Below are 19,106 nucleotides of genomic sequence, written 5' to 3'. Positions count from 1 at the left end.
TTAAACAATCGATAACGCAAAGCATCGTAATTGTTGGTAGGGTATTTTTTCGTTGGGTTTCGCTACGCTCAACCCAACCTACTTCTCAACTATTTATTAGTGATTACTTTTTGGCAGTAGAGTGGCTTTTCCAAATACGTCAGTGTTTATAGCTCGTTTTATAGTGAAATTGCCACAATGTATTTATCTCTAAAAGCGCAGCGCCTCTTATTCTCTTTGTGAATAATTTACTTAAAAAATATTTGCACAAGGAGAAGGGAATGAGAAGTAAAAGAGTCAGAGCTTAAACAATCGATAATGCAAAGCATCTGTCATTGTTGGTAGGGCATTTTTTCGTTGGGTTTCGCTGCGCTCAATCCAACCTACGTCTCAACTATTTATTAGTGGTTACTTTTTGGAAGTAGAGCGGCTTTTCCAAATACGTCTGTGTTTATAGTTCGTTCTATAGTGAAACTGCAGCAATGTATTTATCTCTAAAAGCGCAGCGCCTCTTATCCTCTTTGTGAATAATTCACTTAAAAAATATTTGCACAAAGAGAAGTAAAAGAGTCAAAGCTTAATCAATCGATAATGCAAAGCATCTGTCATTGTTGGTAGGGTATTTTTTCGTTGGGTTTCGCTACGCTCAACCCAACGTTTTCAATTATTTTATTGGTAGTTACTTACTTTTTGGTAGCAGGGTGATTTTGCCAAATACATCTGCGTCTATAAAACCACGGTTTCTGTCGCCATTGACTGGCTGTACTTCGTGCGAACCCATAAAGTGTTCGCGTACTTTGCTGCCATCGTTATCGCAATACGCGAGCATAAAACCAATGACTTGTTTTTCATTAAGCGTAATGGGCGTGTTTACAGCGCCTTCTTGGTAATCGTTAGGGTAGAGCTTTATAGCAACTTCCCAGGTGATGTTATAAGGGGCTTGGGTATTACGCTTCCAGTTACTTGTTAAGTGGTCGGTGTATAAATGGGCTTTTTTATCGGGGCCGTAATCGGCGGCTTGGTTATCAAGGCCAATATGATATGCCAACGCGGTATGGTTAAACTGGTGAATACCACCTGACGCGTCGCTATCGATAAAAATTTCCAGCGCATCGTCATCCCAATATTTTACGGTCGGGTCTGGGTGCGTATCAATAAGTACATCGTCAGTTATATCAGCTTGTAAATACAGGTAGTTTTTATCCCACAGCAGGCGGTAGCGGCCTTTAAAGTCGGCATCTGATGAGGGCAAGGTGCCATCCATTAGATGCGGCATATCATGCCATGTTGCTTTATCCCATGCGCTTTCAGATACGCCATCAATAGTAATAGGGGTCGATGTATGCGCTACATCAATGGCCATTACTGGGGCGCTTAATAAACAGCTTAAAGCTAATGCGTGTTTTTTCATTAATTTCTCAATGTTAATATGTATTTAGATATTACAATCATCCTAAAACAGTTCAGCAATGAGTTACAGTGAAATACTTTCGCCTTCGTTTAAAATATATAAAGGTGTGGTTGAAGCCATTTTATTGTGCATATAAAGCAACCTTAACAGTGCTGAATGGCTTGTCCGGTCGCCCATTTTCCAGCTTGAGTTACCATAGCCCCACGGTATCATTACTTTACAGTTAAGATCGCTAGCTGCATTTACAGCATCCTCTGGTGTGGTGTGTACATAACGATACCAAGTAGGGCTGTCTTCACTGTAATACGAGGCTATAGGCAGTAGGCATATGTCTATATCGCCATACTTTTGCTGAATGTCTTTAAAGTGTTTTGAGTAGCCGGTATCGCCTGCAAAAAACACGGTACTGCCGTTTTGCTCAAGCAACCAGCCATTCCATAGGTCTTTATCGTTATCTTCGTAAATAAAAGGAACCAATACGCGGCTACTAAAGTGGTGCGCTGGTAGGGCATGAATCGTTAAATCATCAAGCTGTGTTTTTGCATACCAGGCCATTTCGCTAATGTTATAGCCACCAGTAGGGAAGTTGTCGGCCATACCTAATGGCGTTAAGTAGCGAGGTTGATTACCAAGCTCTTCTATATCGGCTTTATTAAAGTGATCGTAATGAATATGCGAGTACATCACTGCACTTAGGTTTTTAAGCTCGTTTTGTTTAAGCCAATCGCCGGGTTGCCTGTAAAACCCTGAGGCTAACCTAAAGGCTAAATCAACAGGTGAGTCGAACTGCTCTTTTACAGGATCAAATAGCACGTGTTGTCCGTTAGGTGTGCGGATCATAAACCCAGCGTGCCCTAACCAGCGCACGGTAAAGCCCGTATTTAAATTAATTGGCTTTTGCTCAGCAATAAATTGGCAATCTTCAGCGTCTTGTTTGCATTGTAATTTAGGGCTTGGCGGGTAGCAGCCGGTTTCGCAGGTGGTGGGGTAGGTTTTTTTGCCAGGGTAGAGGTTATAAAAGCGTCCTTTTCGCTCGCCTGTTTGATGCTGCGGGGTAAGCGTGCTTTCCCCTGCAATCACCTCAATGCGATTAGTAGTTTCGCAAGCGCTAAGCAATCCACAAATAAATACAAGGCTGGTGGTTTTTAGTTTCATTGTTGCTATCTATTATTATTTTCATAAAAGTATAACAACATCAAAAGATTAACAAATAGTTCAAAGGTAACAAAACGTAACAACAAAAAAGCCTGCAATGTGCAGGCTTTGTTAGGCAGATTTAATTGATTAGCCAGCGCTATTCATTTGCTCTATAAACTTGTTTGAATCGGCAATTGATTTATTCATGTCGTTCATCAGTACTTGAATATCACGCTTTAAATTAGTGAATTCGCCTTTAATAGCGGCAACCGCTTGTGCGTTTAAGTTATGCTTTAGGTACAGTACGTTATCTTGTAAAGACGATAGCACTGGTTCCATTTTGCTTTCTGCACTGCGCATAGAGCGAAGTAACTGGCTAAATTGGCGTTGTGTAGCCGCTAGCTTTTTACTGCTTTCGCGCTTAAGCGACGCGCTTTTGTATTGCTCAAGCTCATCGCTCCATTCATCAAATAAAGCTTCTGCTACATCTTCAACTTTATTAATATTGCTCGACACTTCATTAGCGGCTGCTAAGCTCGACTCATAATCGTCATTAAGTTGATTGTAGGCATCTTGTAACTCGCCGCCATCAAAATTAATTAAAGTTGTTAGGCGCTCAAGTGCTGATTGAAATTCTTCTTGCGACTCTTCTTGTGAATCTTTGGTTTCTTCTACGCGGTCAATAAGAATGTCGCGCTTATGTACACCTACTTTTTCCATTGCAGAATAATAAGCCGACTGACAGCCCGATAAAGTAAGCGTAATGGCCAGTACCGAGGCGCTAAGTAATGTTTGTTTTTTCATTTGGATCCCTATTTACCAGTAAGTGCTGTAAATTATGGTGCTGATTGCTATCATAATCAAAATTCGATTAGCACAAGTCAATTGTATGAATGATAAGCTCTCCCTTTATAAACAGCAAGCTATCTCCTTTTTAAGGCAACAGCCAAGCTGGTGGATGCAATACGTTAACCGCTGTATAGACGATCAAATTACAGTGAATGCAGGCTACCTTGCCTATGTTACTTTGCTTTCTTTAGTGCCTTTGATAGCGGTAGGCGTGGCAATATTTTCGGCCTTCCCGGGGTTTGAGTCGACCCGCATAGCCATAGAAAGCTTTTTGTTTACTAACTTTGTACCTACCTCATCTGATGTGATTAAAGAGCATATAAGCTCCTTTGCTGGCAATGCGAACCAAATGACCGCGGTGGGTATTGGCTTTTTAGCGGCGATTGCACTGCTGCTTATACGTAATGTTGATGCCACGCTTAATCGTATTTGGCGTATTAAGAAAAAACGCCCCATGATGATCTCTTTTGCGGTTTATTGGATGGTATTGAGCTTAGGCCCCGTACTGCTGGGCGCAAGTATTGGTGTTACATCGTATATTGTTTCGTTAGTGTCGTTTGCCGATCAGGGCATTCCTGGGTTTAGTGGCTTTTTGTTAAAGCTGGTGCCTTATGGCTTTTCGATGATTGGCTTTTTAATGTTATACACTTTAGTGCCTAACACGCCTGTATCTATTCGGGCTGCGCTACCGGGGGCTCTTTTTGCGGCAGTATTATTTGAGCTGACTAAAAAAGGCTTTGCGCTTTATATTAGCCACTTTCCATCGTACGAAGTAATTTATGGCGCTGTTGCGACCATTCCTATTTTATTTGTGTGGGTGTATTTGTCGTGGGTGGTGGTGTTATTAGGGGCCGAATTTACCGCCTGTATAAGCCCTAATCATGTACCACAAACACCAGAAATAGACATTGATGAAGAGCTAAAAACAGAGGAACGCAGTTAAATGCAGGGCTTAATACAACGTGTAAAAAGTGCCAAAGTAGAAGTTAACGACCAAGTTATAGGTGAAATTGGCCAAGGTATTTTATTGTTACTCGGTGTTGAAAAACCAGACGATGAGCAAGCCGCCGACAAACTGTTGCATAAGGTAAGTAATTACCGAATATTTACCGATGAAAACGACAAAATGAACTTAAGCCTAAAAGATATAGGCGGTGAGTTACTCGTGGTGTCGCAATTTACATTAGCGGCTGATACTAAAAAAGGCATGCGCCCAAGCTTTTCATCTGCAGCCACACCTAGCCAAGCTAACGCGCTTTACGAGTATTTTGTAACTCAAGCTAAAGCGCAAGGTATTAGTGTGGCAACGGGAGAGTTTGGCGCCGATATGCAAGTGAGCTTGTGTAACGATGGGCCTGTTACGTTTAACTTATCGGTTTAATTACCAGCTTTAGCAACAATAATAATATGATTCACAAAGCCCGCAATTTTATGCGGGCTTACTTTTACGCCAAACACATTAAATAGTAATTGCTGTAACTGAATTAACTGCGACTCATGTTGCGATAAAAAGTTAATAAATAACGTGCCACCTGCGTTTAGCGCAACGTATATTTTTTGATAAAAAGCGCGTTCAAACAAAAATCGTGGTGCATCTATCTGGCTAAATAAATCAAGAATAATCCAGTCATGGTTATGTGCCTTGCTAAGTACATTTTGCGCGTCATCACACTGCACGTCACTTTGGTTTTTAAGAGCGAAAAAATCTGTATAGCAGGCAATTATATCTGCATTTTTTTCAACTGATGTTACGTGTGCCTGCGGGTAAGTGTATTGTAAGTAATTACGTATAGCGCCACCACCAAGGCCAAGTTCTAACACATAATTTGGTGGTGCTAAGGTTTGCCACTGCTTAGCTAAATAGGTTAAATGTGGAAATAGTAAGCGCTGTGGATTGTTAAGCTCTATCACCGATTGCAATGTATCGTTAATTAGCAGCCAGCGAAGCTGCCCGGATTGGCGAACCTGTATGTGATCGCCTGCATATTTATGCCAGTAAACTAGTTGCCCAATATCTTGGCTGTGACTAATAAAGTGGCTACTCACTACACCCGTTAAAGGGTTTATAAAATCGCTCATAACATTAAGGGCCTGTTGACCTTTCAGGATTAAAGTTTGTTCAATCTAGGGGCGATTTAATCGCGGCGCGAGATTTGTAACCTGGTGGGCTAGGTAACTGCTCCTGCGTTACTCTACTGGCTTACACCCATGTAGGCAACAAAGAGTAAATTTCCCCTAGGCAGAACTCTTCGCTCAGTGCATGTTCAATCTCTAAAGGCCCAGCATAAACTAGCTGATGCTATGGGTAAAACAGTTATTTTTTCGCTTGCTTACCAAAGTCGTATTGGCAGTGTTTAAAAGATGGAGTATGGTATTTGCCATAATAATTCCAACCAACTTAATCTTTAATTTTCTAATGTAAAAACCAATGTGCAGGTTAAAGAGTTATTCAGTTGGATTACATGCCGTAGCCTTTATTTTTTATTTACGGCAAAACAACAGGAGTATATATGTTTCAAGTAACTACACCGCAGAGCAGCGAAGACTGGCAAGCGTACTATCAATTACGTTGGGAAGTACTACGTGCGCCTTGGAATGAGCCTCGTGGCTCTGAACAAGATGATATGGAACAAGACTCAGAGCATCGCTTTATTAAAAATAACAACGGTGATGTGCTTGGTGTGGCCCGTTTACACTTTAACAACCATGAACAAGCGCAAGTACGTTACATGGCCGTAGCCGAAGGCAACCGTAACCAGCATATTGGTAGCCGTTTATTACACGAGCTTGAAAAAATAGCATGGACGCAAAATGCAGGCGAATTAGTGTTATTTGCTCGCGAGCGTGCGCTTGAGTTTTATAAGCGCCACGGCTATGAGCTAAAAGAAAAAGCCCACTTAGCGTACGGCGATGTTCAACATTTCAAAATGATTAAACAAAAGCCTAGTGAGCCGGGTTGGTTTCGCCACCCTGATTGGACGCAAGTACTGCAAAATATTTGGCGTGAATCAATCCCAATTAGTGATGCAATGGGTATAAAAGTAGAAAGCTACACAGATTGGCAGTTTACAACGCGTGCTGATTTAGACGCTAACTTAAACCTACACAACACCATGTTTGCAGGCTCTATATACAGCTTAGCAACCTTAACCGGTTGGGGCGCAACGTACTTAGCGCTTAAAGAGGCAGGGCTTGAGGGCAATATTGTATTAGCCGATGCCACTATAAAATACTTAAAACCACTTAATACCGACCCACGCGGTTGTGTTGATGTGCAAACCTGTAAAGGTAAGCTCAGTGAGCTGGAAACAACAGGCAAAGCAAGCTACGTAGTACCTGTTACTATATTTGATGGCAGCGATGTTGTTGCAGAGTTTGAAGGGGTGTTTGCCGTTAAAAAATAACGAGTAACGCTTTAATAAAAAAGCCAAGCACTTTATAAAAGGGCTTGGCTTTTTTTATGGTGTATTAATAAATTATAGTAAATCGGTAAGTAATATACCTACACCAATACGCTCTACATCAGCGTTATAATCAATTAGGCTCTCACCGTAACCGTTAAAGTATTGCGCGTAGCCACGTAAACGACCCCAAAGCGGGAATGACCAATCTAGTTGAAGTGCACCACGGTTATCTGAATTTAAATTGTTACGAGTCATAAAGCTAAACTCGTGATCGTGATAACGATACGCCCCGCCAAATTCAAAGTAACCCATGTATTTGTAAATATCTGGATTGTCGTCGCCATCGGCTTCTAATATATTGTCTTTTTCATCCTCGGCAATGCGATACCAAGGTTTAAAGCTAAATACAAAACCGCTCTTTTCCCATATAAAATCGGCGTAAATTCGGTTCCATGAACGAGAGTTTGGCTGGCTGCGGCCATTAGATTGGTGCGAAATACCCAGCGCTATGGCCATTTCGTCGCCCCAAAGTACGTTTTCTTGGTCTAGGTAGTTTACCCAAAATATTTCTGGTTCGTAGTTGGTTTCACGAAACGGAGAAGAAATCTCTGAGTTATAAATTTGCCAATACGACTGCAAGGTAAAGCCAAAAAATATGGCTTGGTCGTCATCTGCAAAATCATCATACAGTGGCACTTTAATAGAAAGCTGGTATTTAGCCTCTAGGTTATCAAGGGGTTCGCCATTTTCTTCATCTGTTAGCTCGTCAAAGCCATCAAAGGGGCGATCGTTAGGGTGCGAGACATACGATAAAGGTAAAATGTAGTTACGTTTATGCGGCGTAATTACGTTACGATTTTTTTTGCTTACCTCTTCGCGAGCCTTACGTTTATCAAGTGCGGTAAGTTGTTTGTTTTCTTCAAGGGCGGAGCATTTTGTGCGCAGCTCGTCTAAGGTTTGCTTACCATCGCCACCAATTACTTCATTTAAAATACATTGCTTAACTAGCTCTATGTCGTTGTCTTGTTCATTTTTTTTAACCTCTTGTTGGGCAAAAGAGGGTGTGCTTAGTAAAGCCGTAACTGCAATCCAATAACGCCAGCTCATTGTTTATTCCTTTGAGAGTAAGGTAGATTTATAAATTATAACGTGTTTTTACATTTGTAACGGTGAACTTTCACTGAATTTACACTTATTTGATTACCTTACGTTTACACCGTTATCACAGATCAAAAAAAGCGGCATATAGCCGCTTATATTGTAAGTTAGTTAACTTACTCTCACGCAATGAGAAGGGGGAGTTATAGCGCGGTGCGTTATAACTCAAATACGTTAGTAAAAAACTTATAAAGTTCAGTGCCTTGGTTTACGCTTGCTGAGGCAAAATGCAAAATAGCAATTGCATCGCAATCAAGGCTTAATGTTTGTAGGGGTTGCTCAGTTAAATAGCGCTCCATGCGTAATATATAGGCTATTGGCTCACCTGCCTTTATGTGTGCGCCTAATGGGGCAACATATTCAACCATGCCGCCAATCGGCGCATAATAAGCAAAGTAGTCATCTAAATGGCACGCATAACGCGTCATCTGCTTAGGTTGATGTGCTGCATCTACCAATACATTTTTATGGTTCAAATAGCTTAAAATGCTGTTTGCATCATCAAAGGCGGCTGCTAAATCTATTTTTTCTTGGCTGCCTAGCTCTACTGTAAAGGCCTCAACCTGTACATTAAAGTTCCTGCCTTGCGCACTAAGTGCATCACTTAGATGCCACCATGGGCAAAAGCTAGCTTCATCCATTGCGCCATCAAAGTCGCTTGGAATTAGCAGTACGTGTTCAATATTAAAATAACGTGCGCTGTCGCTGGCATACGTTGGACAGTACAGATGCTTACTTGAAATAGGCCCCGTATGTAAGTCGAGCACGATATCGGCTTGATGCGCAAGCTTTTGCAGGTTAAGCGCAATGCGTTTACCGGTATTGAGCAAGTAAGCTGGGCCGTTAAGTTTGGCATCTATTTCATCAAGCAGGGCTTTTTTAAAATTACTTTTTAAAGCTGCATCGTCGTACTGGCTATGCTCGTGTGCAAACTGGGTAACTAAATCACTATTGTAGTGATACATACGGTTCCAGTTAGTGCCAGTAATAGGGTCGAATCGGCCAAGGGTAAATTCCCCTGATTTTTGATTACAACCTATAGGGTTAGCATAAGGTACTAAGGTAATGTCGCCTTTTAAATTGAGCTGTTTTAACTGCTCTAGCAGCTGAAAAATAACCGCGTTACCTTGTACCTCGGCGCCATGCATATTGGCTTGAATATACACGCTTGGCCCGCTGCCATCGCCTTTTAAGCGATACACCGGAATAGTTAGGGGTAAGCCGTTTGCTACTTCCCCTACTACAATGTTTTCTTGGCTAATGGGTGTTGTTATGCTCATGTTTATTACCTTAAGTAGTGACTGGCATCTTCTGCTTGGCGCACACAGGTGAGCTCGCCATTTTGTAACACGTATTCTGCAGCTAGTTCATGGCATAAAAAATAGGGCATGCTTTCGGTAAAACCATAGGCGCCACATTGGCTAAACACTAGCCAGTCTTGCTCGTTTAAATCGCTTGGTAGGCTATGCTCGCCTAAGCAATCAAGGGCAGTACATAATGGGCCATATAAGCTCATTGCTTGTTCTGGCGCTGTTGATTCGCGCAGTAACGCCGCAGGAAAATCTTGACTTGTAACAGCTGGGCGCAATAAGTGGTTAATACCACCGGTTAAAATAACTTGCTGTTGCCCGTAGTTTTGTTTGCACTCAACGACGGGGTTAGCGTAATGACCGCATTCGCCTACAGCGTAACGGCCAAGCTCCATCCAAAGCTCGTCTACACCCGCATCTTTTTTAATTTTTGCCAGCGCGGTGATTAATCCATCCCACTCAAGTGTTGCATCGTTTGATGTGTAAGGAATACCTAAACCGCCGCCTAAGTCTAAAATTTTCAGGTTTATATTTAAGTTATTAGCCAAGGTGGTAAGCGGTGCAATCATTTGCGACCACAGCTCGCTTAGCTTTTGTGTGCTAAGCATGTTGCCCCACTGAAAAATATGTAGGCCATCAAAATTAAGTGCTGGGTAATCGCCAGTATTGAGTGCTTGCCATTCATCGCAACCAAGCCCAAACGGAGTAAGGCTGTCACCCCCTAATGGGTTTTTTTCACCTTCTGGCCAGCGTAATTGCACACGCAGTAATACTTGCAGCTGCGTATTTTGCAGCTGCGCTTGCTGGTTTAACCAACGTACTTGATTGAGGCTTTCGGCAACAAAAATACGCACGCCGCGCTCAATAAAGTGTTTAATTTGTTTAGGGCTCTTTGCAGGCCCTGTGTTGAGCACGCGCTGTGAACTAATACCTTGTGCAAGGACTTGTTCAAGCTCACCTTTACTTGCTACGTCAAAGTTAAATCCGGCGCTGTCTAGGCATTGAATAACCTTAGAAAGCGGATTGGCTTTTACCGCATACCAAAGCTTTACATCGGTTTGCGCAACTAAACGGGTAAGGTGTGCGTTTAGTTTGTCTAAGTCGTAAACAAAAAAAGGTGTATCAAGTTGCTGAGTAAGTGTATTCACGGCGGCCTTGATAGGCGTGCTCAAAAAGCTCATTATCGTAAAACCTCTTCTAGCAATAACGATGCATCGCTTTGCTCGTCGCGGTATTTAACAATGAGTGCACACGACATGCTTAAGCCTTGCTCACGAGCCCATTCGTTAGACGCAGGGCGAGAGCCTGGTATTACAATAGCGTACTCTGGAATTGGCTCGCCTTTATCTAGCTGGCGCTCGTTAACACAGTCGTAAACCGGAATAGTGGCAGATAAACGCACACCTGGGGCAAGTACAGCGCCTTTTTTAACCACTACGCCTTCAACAATAACACAACCTGCGCCAATAAACGCATCGTCTTCAACCACGACTGGGCTTGCCCCAATTGGCTCAAGTACACCACCAAGTTGAACAGCTGCGCTTAAATGTACATTTTTACCAACTTGTGCACATGAACCCACTAATGCGTGGCTATCAACCATAGTACCTTCGTCGATGTATGCGCCAATATTTACGTACGCTGGTGGCATAATAATAGTGCCTTTAGCTACGTAGGCACCGCGGCGAACACTGGTGCCACCTGGTACCATACGCACGCCATCGTCAGTGCTAAATTCTTGCGGTGCAAGGTTGTGCTTATCAACAAACCCGCCTGCAAACTCGGTGTTAGTGCCATTTTTAAAGGCTTCTAAAATGCCTTGTTTTACTTCTACGTTAGCTTCCCATTGGCCGCTTTCGTTTTGTGATGCTGCGCGTACTGCGCCCGATTCTAAATTATTTAGTAGTTCTAACCAGCTCATTATAAAAACCTGTGTTTAATGCCAAGATAAAATGGTGTCGTTTGCAGTGGTAATGCAATCGGTTTGCGTTAACTCAAGATGCGTTAAAGGTGGACGCAGCAGTGGGCTATTTAAACGCCCTTGCTGGTGCATTAGCACTTTAACGGGAATAGGGTTTGCTACAGCAAATAGGCTATTGATAGCCCGAGTCCACTGAGCAAATAAATTGGGGTGTTGACCGCTTAGGCTGCGCTTTACAAATTCGTGTGTTTGCAAAGGCCATGCATTGGCCGCAACCGAAACTAAGCCTTTTGCACCTGCTTGGGCAAAGTAGGGCATAAGTGCATCGTCGCCACTGTATAGCGCTAAATTAGGCGCGGCTTGTCGGTATGCTTCAAATTGGGTGATGTTGCCACTGGCTTCTTTTAAAGCCCACAGTTTTGGGTGCGCTTTTAAGTTTTCAATGGTTTCGATAGGAATGCTTACACCGCTGCGCCCAGGTACGTTGTACAACATACACGGATGCGCGCTTTCGTTTAATAAGCTTTCGTACCAATGTGTTTGACCTACAGCCCCTGGTTTTGCATAAAGAGGCGAGCCTAATAAGTAGCTGTGAATAGGTAATTGGTTACAGTAGCTAACCCATTCTTTTTGTTGGGCCAAGTTACTACCACCAACAGCAACCATAAGCGGTACACTGGGTTTTAATTGGCACACGTGCTCAACAATGCCTTGCTGCTCTTTAAGCGTAAGGGCTAAGCCTTCACCTGTGCTACCGAGCAGTAAAATACCGTTGCGTGCCGCTTCTTGTTCGCTAACAAGTGTTGTGAGCGTGTCGTAGTCAACATTACCTTGTTGATCAAACGGCGTAACAAGCGCTGTCCACAGTGCGTAGTCGTCTAAATTGAAGTTGTGAATCATCTCTTACGAACCTATAAGGTGTTCGAGATATTAAGGAGGCTGTATGATGTGAGCCGCATTAACGTCGTTCGAACAGTATTCGAAGAGCGAATGGGCTTAAAATAATAGGGCGCACGGCCTTATTATTTAAGACCAGAAGCTCTCCACCAAACTAATAAGCTGCTCTAAAACAGCTATTGGTGACAGTCGCTAGGATTCAACCTAGTCGCCCGAAGTAATTGCTTCGCAAAAGCGTTTACCTCTCGGCGGTATTCCCCTCACATATGCTCACTGGAGTTTGCGCTCCTAACATACGCTACCTGAATAACGCACCTCTTCTAGCCCTTTGTATTTTGTTTAACCGCAAAAGGTTTAACAAAATACAATTTAAATAGGGTAATTGCGGCGATTAAAACATTTTAGCCGTCTAGGTGTCAAGTTGCAGGATACAGATTAGTTCATCGAAAATGTGGGTGGTTACGTATTAGCTGCTTTTCTCGTAAACTAACCCTATGAGCAGTGATGAGGTATTTAATAAGTATGGAAAAATTTAGCGATATTTATCAGCGAGCAGTAGAGCGAAAAGGTTCTGAAAAAATGCTTAAGTTATTACTAGCAAAACCCTTATCTAAAAAAGCATTAAGCGCATTAAGTGACGACGACTGGCTTGAAGAGTTTACCCGTAAAGTATTTCAAAGCGGGTTTTACTGGTCGGTAATAAACAGTAAATGGCCAGGTTTTAGAGAGGTTTTTTGGCAGTTTAGTGTTGATAAATTACTTATGATGCCGCCCGATATGCTCGAGCAAAAAGCAACTGATGAGCGTATTATTCGTAATTATAAAAAGGTAAAAACAATTCCTGAAAATGCCTACATGATCCACGAAATAGCTCAGGAACATGGCAGTTTTAGCAAGTTTGTAGCTAACTGGCCAAGCGATGACATTATTGGTTTATGGACATATTTAAAAAAACACGGCGCCCGTTTGGGTGGAAATACTGGCCCGTATGCCTTGAGAGCGCTTGGTAAAGATACTTTTTTACTTTCGCGAGATGTGGAAAGTTACCTAAGAGCGCACAAAATTATAGATGGCGGTCTGCAAACTAAAAAATCGCTCACTGCCGCACAGGCATTTTTTAACGAAATGCAAAAGCAAAGTGGTTTGAGCCTGCAAGAACTTAGCTTAATTGTGGCTTACGGCGTGGGCGACAATCGCGTAGGCATAAGCCAACAAACAGAGGATTAACCATGAAACTAGTGCCAAGATACACAGACATAGCAGATAACTTTGCAATAGAGGATCAACCTTCAAGCGTTGCTGCCCCGCAATTACTTTTGTGGAACGAAGTCTTAGCACAGCAGTTTAATATAGATGTTGAGCCAGCGCTGCGCGCCAGTACTTTTGCTGGTAACGAGCCACAACCGGTAAGTGCTGTAGCGCTTGGCTATTCTGGGCATCAGTTTGGGCACTTTTCGCCGCGCTTGGGTGATGGGCGAGCGCACTTACTGGGTGCTATCAGCGATGATAAAAATCAGCTGTGGGATATTCAGTTAAAAGGCTCAGGCGCCACGCCTTTTTCAAGAGGAGGCGATGGACGATGCGCATTAGGCCCCGCTATTCGCGAGTATATTATGAGCGAGGCTATGCACAGCTTAGGGATAAAAACCACGCGGTGTTTGGCTGTTGTCGGCACAGGCGAAGCTGTTTATCGTAATCCGCCGCAACCTGGCGCAATTGTTACTCGCTTAGCAAGTAGCCATATTCGCGTTGGCTCGTTTCAGTATTTAGCAACTCAAGGTGATGTAGAGGGATTAAAAAAATTAGCTGATGTAGCCATTGAACGCCATTACCCAAGTATTCAATCAACTGCGGCTCAGCGCTATTTAGACTTTTTAGCAGCCGTTATAAATAGTCAGCTAGCGCTGGTTATTAGCTGGATGCGAGTGGGCTTTATTCATGGCGTTATGAATACTGATAATACCTTGATAAGCGGCGAAACTATCGACTACGGCCCGTGTGCAATGATGAATACCTTTGATTTTGATACCGTGTTTAGCTCAATTGATAAGCAAGGTCGCTATGCCTATGGTAATCAGCCAAATATTGTAAGTTGGAACTGCGCGCGTTTAGCCGAGAGCCTAATCCCGCTAATAGATGAAGATGACGAACAAGCTGTAAGTTTAATGACGCCGCTAATTAATCAGTTTTCTACGTTATTTAACGAGCAATATAATCAAATGTGGGCACAAAAATTAGGCTTAGCAGGTTATAACGAAGACGATGTAGAGCTTGTAAGTAAGTTATTATTGTTATTTCAAGAGCATAAGCTCGATTACACCAACACCTTTGATGCCCTAACCGAGTCACTAAAGGGTGGCAAAGTGCCAGATAAATTAACGCAATGGGCCCAGTTATGGCAAAAAAGATGTGATGAAAACAGCTATAACCTTATGAGAGCGGCTAACCCAAGGGTTATACCGCGTAATCACATCGTCGAAGAAATCCTCGCGCAATATAATCAACACGGCGAGAGTGAGCTGCTAAGCGACTTCTTAGCGGTGATGAGTAACCCATATGATAAAACAGCTAACTTAGCCCGCTTTCAAGAGACAGGTAAAGATGACAAGGGCTATCAAACTTTTTGCGGTACTTAAGTATTGTAATTAATTGTAAGTTACTGATTATAAATAGTCATTTTTAAATGGTTCAGTGTCCAATGATTGAGCAGTTATATACTCGGTGGTATTGTTCGCATTCATAAAAAGTAACTATTTGTAAATTACCATAATTTATTAATTGCCGATTAGGTAAAAATTTTCACTTAACCTACAATTGGTGGTTGGAATGTCTGTATATCGTTGAAAAAATTTATAATCTTTATTTTTTCGTTAAGTATCGATTAACAAAAGCTCAGGTAGTGTGTACAAAACTGGTTGAGCTAGCATTGATTAGCTACAATTTTCTAAGTTGTTAAAATGGGAAGAAAACAATGAAATTAAAATCACTTACAATTGCAATTGCGTTAGCTGCAACTAGCGCGTCTACATTCGCTGCCGATAAAGAAGAAGGCCTTTACCTTGGTGTTTTCGGTGACTACTATGATGCGTCATGGAAAAACATGCGCGCACAAACTGGCCTTGATGTAAACGAGTCAACTGGTTGGGGTGTAGAAGCAGGTTACCGTTTCAGCGATTACTGGAGCGCACGCCTTGAGTATGCAGATATGGACTTTAACGCGTTCGATAAAGTAGCGGGTAATCGTAATAATATCGACGGCGAGCGTTACGGTATTGATGCGCTTTACCACCTTGACGGCGGCCCTTTCTACGGTCTATTCGGTATTAAAGAAATGGACGTAGTAGATGACAACACATTCTTAAACGCAGGTGTTGGTTACCAACACTTTATTACTGATGGCTTTTTCGTAAACGCTGAAACTGCGGTATACCAAGGTCTTGATAAAGGTTACACAGATGTAGGTGCTAAAATTGGTATTAACTACTTATTTGGCCAAAACTCTATGCCTGCACAGCCTGTAGAACCAGCGCCTACAGCAGTAGTAGAAGTACCTGTAGAACCTAAAGACAGCGACAACGACAACATCCTAGATAAAGATGATAAATGTCCTAACACGCCAATGACAGACGCTGTTGATGGCGATGGCTGTACTTTATACGAAGACCGTGAAGTAACAACAAGCTTATTAGTTACTTTCCCACATGATTCTGCACAAGTTGGTCAACGTTACTTTGACGACATTGCATCAGTATCTGAGTTCTTAAAAGAGCACGAAGATACAACTGTACTACTTGAAGGCCACGCGTCAGCGGTAGGTAACGCAAACTACAACAAGATGCTTTCTAAAAAGCGTGCTGATGATGTAGCACAAGAGCTAATTAAAGATGGCATTGCTGAAGATCGCATTACAACTGTTGGTCTAGGTGAAGAACGTCTTAAAAACACAGCTAACACGAAAGAAGCTCACGCTGAAAACCGTCGTGTAGAAGCACATGTAAAATCTATTGAACGTGTAAAAGTTAAGCGTTAATAGTTACTTACTTTATTTTAAAAACCCAGCTTAGTGCTGGGTTTTTTTATGCCTTTAAAACAGCATATGCAGTATTAATTTGATTAAACAAGAATGATTATTACTTAACAAACATTCACGAAAATAGAATTTACGCTTACCACTATTCATAATATTTATAGTCGGTATAATCAGTTGCTTAGCTGGATGGATTTTCATCTATACATAAAAGCTTTATAATCCCGCGTTAGAATACTATAAGTATTGGGTTACTTTTTTTGCGCATGAGGCGCTACCGAATACTTTCACGTCACCAAGAGGGCAATATTGTGCTACAAGAATATCGTAAACACGTAGAAGAACGTGCCGCGTTAGGTATCGTACCAGCGCCATTAGATGCTCAGCAAACGGCTGATCTTATTGAACTAATTAAAAACCCACCAGCGGGTGAAGAAGAGTTCATCTTAGATTTACTAATCAACCGCGTACCACCAGGCGTTGATGATGCAGCATACATCAAAGCAGGCTTTTTAGCGGCAGTTGCTAAAGGCGAAGCACAATCTCCATTAGTATCTAAAGAAAAAGCAGCAGAATTATTAGGTACAATGTTAGGTGGTTACAACATCGCCCCAATGATTGAGCTACTTGATGACGAAACACTTGCGCCTATCGCTGTAAAAGGTCTATCAAACACATTATTAATGTTTGATGCATTTTACGACGTAGAAGAAAAAGCAAAAGCAGGTAACGAGCACGCTAAAAAGATTATTCAATCTTGGGCAGACGCTGAATGGTTTACTAACAAGCCAGCTGTTGCTGAAAAAATCTCTGTTACTGTATTTAAAGTAACCGGCGAGACAAACACTGATGATTTATCACCAGCACCAGATGCATGGTCACGTCCAGATATCCCACTTCATGCTTTAGCAATGCTAAAAAATGAGCGCGACGGTATCACTCCTGACAAAGCGGGTGAAGTAGGTCCAATCACTAAACTTGAAGAATTAAAAACACAAGGTTTACCACTTGCATACGTAGGTGACGTTGTAGGTACTGGTTCTTCTCGTAAATCTGCAACTAACTCTGTGCTTTGGTTTATGGGTGATGATATCCCATACGTACCTAATAAGCGCGTTGGTGGTGTATGTTTAGGTAACAAAATTGCGCCTATCTTCTTCAACACAATGGAAGATTCAGGTGCGTTACCAATCGAGTTAAATGTTGATGAGTTCAACATGGGTGATCAAATTGATATTTACCCATACGAAGGTGTAGTTAAACGCCACGGTACTGATGACGTTATCTCTACTTTTGAACTTAAATCAGACGTAATTTTAGATGAAGTACGTGCCGGCGGCCGTATTCCTCTAATCATTGGTCGTGGTTTAACAGACAAAGCACGTACCTCTTTAGGTTTAGGTGCTACTGACGTATTTAAAGTACCAGCAGTAACAGAAGTGTCTGATAAAGGCTTTACACTAGCGCAAAAAATGGTTGGTAAAGCATGTAACGTAGCAGGTATTCGCCCAGGCCAATACTGTGAGCCAAAAATGACCACTGTAGGTTCGCAAGATACTACAGGTCCTATGACACGTGATGAGCTTAAAGACTTAGCATGTTTAGGTTTCTCTGCAGATTTAACAATGCAGTCATTCTGTCATACCTCTGCTTACCCTAAACCAATTGACGTAAACACTCACCATACGCTTCCTGATTTCATCATGAACCGTGGCGGTGTTTCACTTCGCCCTGGTGATGGTGTAATTCACTCTTGGTTAAACCGTATGTTATTACCAGATACTGTAGGTACTGGTGGTGATTCACATACACGTTTCCCATTAGGTATTTCGTTCCCAGCGGGTTCAGGTGCAGTAGCGTTCGCAGCAGCAACAGGTGTTATGCCACTTGATATGCCTGAGTCTATTTTGGTTCGCTTTAAAGGTGAAATGCAACCAGGTATCACTTTACGTGACCTAGTACACGCAATCCCTTACTACGGTATTAAGCAAGGCTTATTAACAGTAGAGAAAAAAGGTAAAATCAACGAATTCTCTGGTCGCGTACTAGAAATTGAAGGTGTTGAGCACTTAACTGTTGAGCAAGCGTTTGAATTATCAGATGCATCAGCAGAGCGTTCAGCAGCAGGTTGTACTGTTAAGCTTTCTAAAGAGTCTATCAGCGAATACCTTGAGTCTAACATTGTTATGCTTAAGTGGATGATCTCTGAAGGTTACGGCGATGTACGTACAATCGAACGTCGTATTAATGCAATGCAAGAATGGTTAGCTAACCCAGAACTTATGGAAGCTGATGCTGATGCAGAGTACAAGCACATTGTAGAAATCGACCTAGCTGAAATTAAAGAGCCAATCCTTTGTGCTCCAAATGACCCAGATGATGCGCGTTTACTTTCTGATGTTACTGGCGAGAAAATCGACGAAGTATTCATCGGTTCTTGTATGACTAACATTGGTCACTTCCGTGCTGCGGGTAAATTACTAGATGGCTTTACTGGTCGTATCCCAACTCAACTTTGGGTAGCTCCACCAACTAAGATGGATAAAGACCAACTAACTGACGAAGGTTACTACGGTATCTTTGGTCGTGTTGGTGCACGTATCGAAACGCCAGGGTGTTCACTGTGTATGGGTAACCAAGCACGTGTTGCTGATAAAGCAACGGTTGTTTCTACTTCAACACGTAACTTCCCTAACCGTTTAGGTACAGGCGCAAATGTATTCTTAGCATCAGCTGAGCTTGCTGCAGTAGCGGCAATTTTAGGTAAATTACCTACACCAGCTGAGTACCAAGAATACGCAGAGAAAATCAATGCAACGGCTGCAGATACATACCGTTACTTGAACTTCCACCGTATGCCTCAGTACACTAAAAAAGCAGACAACGTAATTATTCAGCAAGCTGTATAATTTAAAGCTGTTTTAAAAAAACCCGCTTAGGCGGGTTTTTTATTGGTTAAAATAAAATTGAATATTTCATGCTGTAATAAGTTTTAATTGAATTAAATATAACC

16 protein-coding genes and 1 riboswitch are annotated in these 19,106 nt (G+C 42.2%); of the genes, 7 read left to right on the top strand and 9 right to left on the bottom strand.

Annotation, left to right across the window (positions count from 1 at the left end; all coding sequences use genetic code 11):
- Window positions 1–658: 658 nt before the first annotated feature.
- From MTF64_RS12135 to MTF64_RS12125, 3 genes are all read right to left on the bottom strand, one after another.
- Window positions 659–1,390, bottom strand: a complete 732-nt coding sequence (locus MTF64_RS12135) for a CBM9 family sugar-binding protein (protein WP_248451547.1) — start codon at window positions 1,388–1,390, stop codon at window positions 659–661.
- A 63-nt stretch (window positions 1,391–1,453) separates the two neighbouring features.
- Complete coding sequence (locus MTF64_RS12130; protein WP_248451546.1) at window positions 1,454–2,545, bottom strand: MBL fold metallo-hydrolase; 1,092 nt, start codon at window positions 2,543–2,545, stop codon at window positions 1,454–1,456.
- Window positions 2,546–2,674: 129 nt separating this feature from the next.
- Window positions 2,675–3,331, bottom strand: coding sequence for a DUF2959 domain-containing protein (locus tag MTF64_RS12125; RefSeq protein WP_004588426.1), 657 nt, complete (start codon window positions 3,329–3,331; stop codon window positions 2,675–2,677).
- Window positions 3,332–3,416: 85 nt separating this feature from the next.
- Between MTF64_RS12125 and MTF64_RS12120 the strand changes: the two genes are divergently transcribed.
- The gene (locus tag MTF64_RS12120; protein WP_029773504.1) at window positions 3,417–4,319 is read left to right on the top strand and encodes a virulence factor BrkB family protein; all 903 of its coding nucleotides are present in this window, start codon (window positions 3,417–3,419) and stop codon (window positions 4,317–4,319) included.
- Window positions 4,320–4,757 carry a D-aminoacyl-tRNA deacylase gene (gene dtd / locus MTF64_RS12115; protein ID WP_004588424.1) on the top strand — a complete coding sequence of 146 codons (438 nt, stop codon included), beginning with the start codon at window positions 4,320–4,322 and terminating at the stop codon, window positions 4,755–4,757. It abuts the gene before it with no gap.
- Here the strand turns inward: dtd and MTF64_RS12110 are convergent.
- Complete coding sequence (locus MTF64_RS12110; RefSeq protein WP_248451545.1) at window positions 4,754–5,455, bottom strand: SAM-dependent methyltransferase; 702 nt, start codon at window positions 5,453–5,455, stop codon at window positions 4,754–4,756. The two genes, dtd and MTF64_RS12110, sit on opposite strands and share 4 nt — an antisense overlap.
- A gap of 431 nt (window positions 5,456–5,886) precedes the next feature.
- Between MTF64_RS12110 and MTF64_RS12105 the strand changes: the two genes are divergently transcribed.
- A complete protein-coding gene (locus MTF64_RS12105; protein ID WP_024032005.1) occupies window positions 5,887–6,780 on the top strand; it encodes a bifunctional GNAT family N-acetyltransferase/hotdog fold thioesterase in 894 nt (297 codons plus the stop codon).
- A 72-nt stretch (window positions 6,781–6,852) separates the two neighbouring features.
- On the opposite strand, the gene MTF64_RS12100 is transcribed toward MTF64_RS12105, so the two are convergent.
- The 5 genes from MTF64_RS12100 to dapA form a co-directional block, all read right to left on the bottom strand.
- Complete coding sequence (locus MTF64_RS12100) at window positions 6,853–7,887, bottom strand: phospholipase A (protein ID WP_004588421.1); 1,035 nt, start codon at window positions 7,885–7,887, stop codon at window positions 6,853–6,855.
- Window positions 7,888–8,096: 209 nt separating this feature from the next.
- Window positions 8,097–9,218 carry a succinylglutamate desuccinylase/aspartoacylase family protein gene (locus MTF64_RS12095; protein WP_248451544.1) on the bottom strand — a complete coding sequence of 374 codons (1,122 nt, stop codon included), beginning with the start codon at window positions 9,216–9,218 and terminating at the stop codon, window positions 8,097–8,099.
- A 5-nt stretch (window positions 9,219–9,223) separates the two neighbouring features.
- Entirely contained in the window at window positions 9,224–10,429 is a 1,206-nt protein-coding gene (locus MTF64_RS12090) for a PLP-dependent decarboxylase (RefSeq protein WP_248451543.1), read from the bottom strand.
- Entirely contained in the window at window positions 10,429–11,169 is a 741-nt protein-coding gene (locus MTF64_RS12085; protein WP_029773501.1) for a 2,3,4,5-tetrahydropyridine-2,6-dicarboxylate N-succinyltransferase, read from the bottom strand. The genes MTF64_RS12090 and MTF64_RS12085 overlap by 1 nt, the downstream gene beginning before the upstream one ends.
- A gap of 15 nt (window positions 11,170–11,184) precedes the next feature.
- Entirely contained in the window at window positions 11,185–12,069 is an 885-nt protein-coding gene (gene dapA / locus MTF64_RS12080) for a 4-hydroxy-tetrahydrodipicolinate synthase (protein ID WP_248451541.1), read from the bottom strand.
- Window positions 12,070–12,197: 128 nt separating this feature from the next.
- Window positions 12,198–12,394: riboswitch (Lysine riboswitch) on the bottom strand.
- Window positions 12,395–12,588: 194 nt separating this feature from the next.
- Here dapA and MTF64_RS12075 point away from each other — a divergent pair.
- The 4 genes from MTF64_RS12075 to acnB all read left to right on the top strand — a co-directional run bounded on the left by MTF64_RS12075 (window position 12,589) and on the right by acnB (window position 19,002).
- Window positions 12,589–13,293, top strand: coding sequence for a DNA-3-methyladenine glycosylase I (locus tag MTF64_RS12075; protein WP_248451540.1), 705 nt, complete (start codon window positions 12,589–12,591; stop codon window positions 13,291–13,293).
- Window positions 13,294–13,295: 2 nt separating this feature from the next.
- Window positions 13,296–14,702: a protein adenylyltransferase SelO family protein gene (locus MTF64_RS12070; protein ID WP_248451539.1), complete on the top strand. Its 1,407-nt coding sequence runs from the start codon at window positions 13,296–13,298 to the stop codon at window positions 14,700–14,702.
- A gap of 335 nt (window positions 14,703–15,037) precedes the next feature.
- Window positions 15,038–16,096 (top strand): OmpA family protein, encoded by a 1,059-nt coding sequence (locus tag MTF64_RS12065; RefSeq protein ID WP_138578050.1) that lies wholly within the window; start codon window positions 15,038–15,040, stop codon window positions 16,094–16,096.
- Between the two features lie 308 nt (window positions 16,097–16,404).
- Window positions 16,405–19,002 carry a bifunctional aconitate hydratase 2/2-methylisocitrate dehydratase gene (gene acnB / locus MTF64_RS12060; RefSeq protein WP_064386559.1) on the top strand — a complete coding sequence of 866 codons (2,598 nt, stop codon included), beginning with the start codon at window positions 16,405–16,407 and terminating at the stop codon, window positions 19,000–19,002.
- Window positions 19,003–19,106: the final 104 nt, after the last annotated feature.

The organism is Pseudoalteromonas sp. 2CM41L (assembly GCF_023161905.1).
GTDB lineage: Bacteria > Pseudomonadota > Gammaproteobacteria > Enterobacterales > Alteromonadaceae > Pseudoalteromonas > Pseudoalteromonas atlantica.
The sequence above is the reverse complement of the archived record's forward strand: the minus strand, read 5'-3'. Positions and strand labels throughout refer to the sequence as shown.

Coding starts and splice junctions, on each gene's coding strand:
- MTF64_RS12135 (WP_248451547.1), bottom strand. CDS start 1,390: ATGAAAAAACACGCATTAGCTTTAAGCTGTTTATTAAGCGCCCCAGTA.
- MTF64_RS12130 (WP_248451546.1), bottom strand. CDS start 2,545: ATGAAACTAAAAACCACCAGCCTTGTATTTATTTGTGGATTGCTTAGC.
- MTF64_RS12125 (WP_004588426.1), bottom strand. CDS start 3,331: ATGAAAAAACAAACATTACTTAGCGCCTCGGTACTGGCCATTACGCTT.
- MTF64_RS12120 (WP_029773504.1), top strand. CDS start 3,417: ATGAATGATAAGCTCTCCCTTTATAAACAGCAAGCTATCTCCTTTTTA.
- dtd (WP_004588424.1), top strand. CDS start 4,320: ATGCAGGGCTTAATACAACGTGTAAAAAGTGCCAAAGTAGAAGTTAAC.
- MTF64_RS12110 (WP_248451545.1), bottom strand. CDS start 5,455: ATGAGCGATTTTATAAACCCTTTAACGGGTGTAGTGAGTAGCCACTTT.
- MTF64_RS12105 (WP_024032005.1), top strand. CDS start 5,887: ATGTTTCAAGTAACTACACCGCAGAGCAGCGAAGACTGGCAAGCGTAC.
- MTF64_RS12100 (WP_004588421.1), bottom strand. CDS start 7,887: ATGAGCTGGCGTTATTGGATTGCAGTTACGGCTTTACTAAGCACACCC.
- MTF64_RS12095 (WP_248451544.1), bottom strand. CDS start 9,218: ATGAGCATAACAACACCCATTAGCCAAGAAAACATTGTAGTAGGGGAA.
- MTF64_RS12090 (WP_248451543.1), bottom strand. CDS start 10,429: ATGAGCTTTTTGAGCACGCCTATCAAGGCCGCCGTGAATACACTTACT.
- MTF64_RS12085 (WP_029773501.1), bottom strand. CDS start 11,169: ATGAGCTGGTTAGAACTACTAAATAATTTAGAATCGGGCGCAGTACGC.
- dapA (WP_248451541.1), bottom strand. CDS start 12,069: ATGATTCACAACTTCAATTTAGACGACTACGCACTGTGGACAGCGCTT.
- MTF64_RS12075 (WP_248451540.1), top strand. CDS start 12,589: ATGGAAAAATTTAGCGATATTTATCAGCGAGCAGTAGAGCGAAAAGGT.
- MTF64_RS12070 (WP_248451539.1), top strand. CDS start 13,296: ATGAAACTAGTGCCAAGATACACAGACATAGCAGATAACTTTGCAATA.
- MTF64_RS12065 (WP_138578050.1), top strand. CDS start 15,038: ATGAAATTAAAATCACTTACAATTGCAATTGCGTTAGCTGCAACTAGC.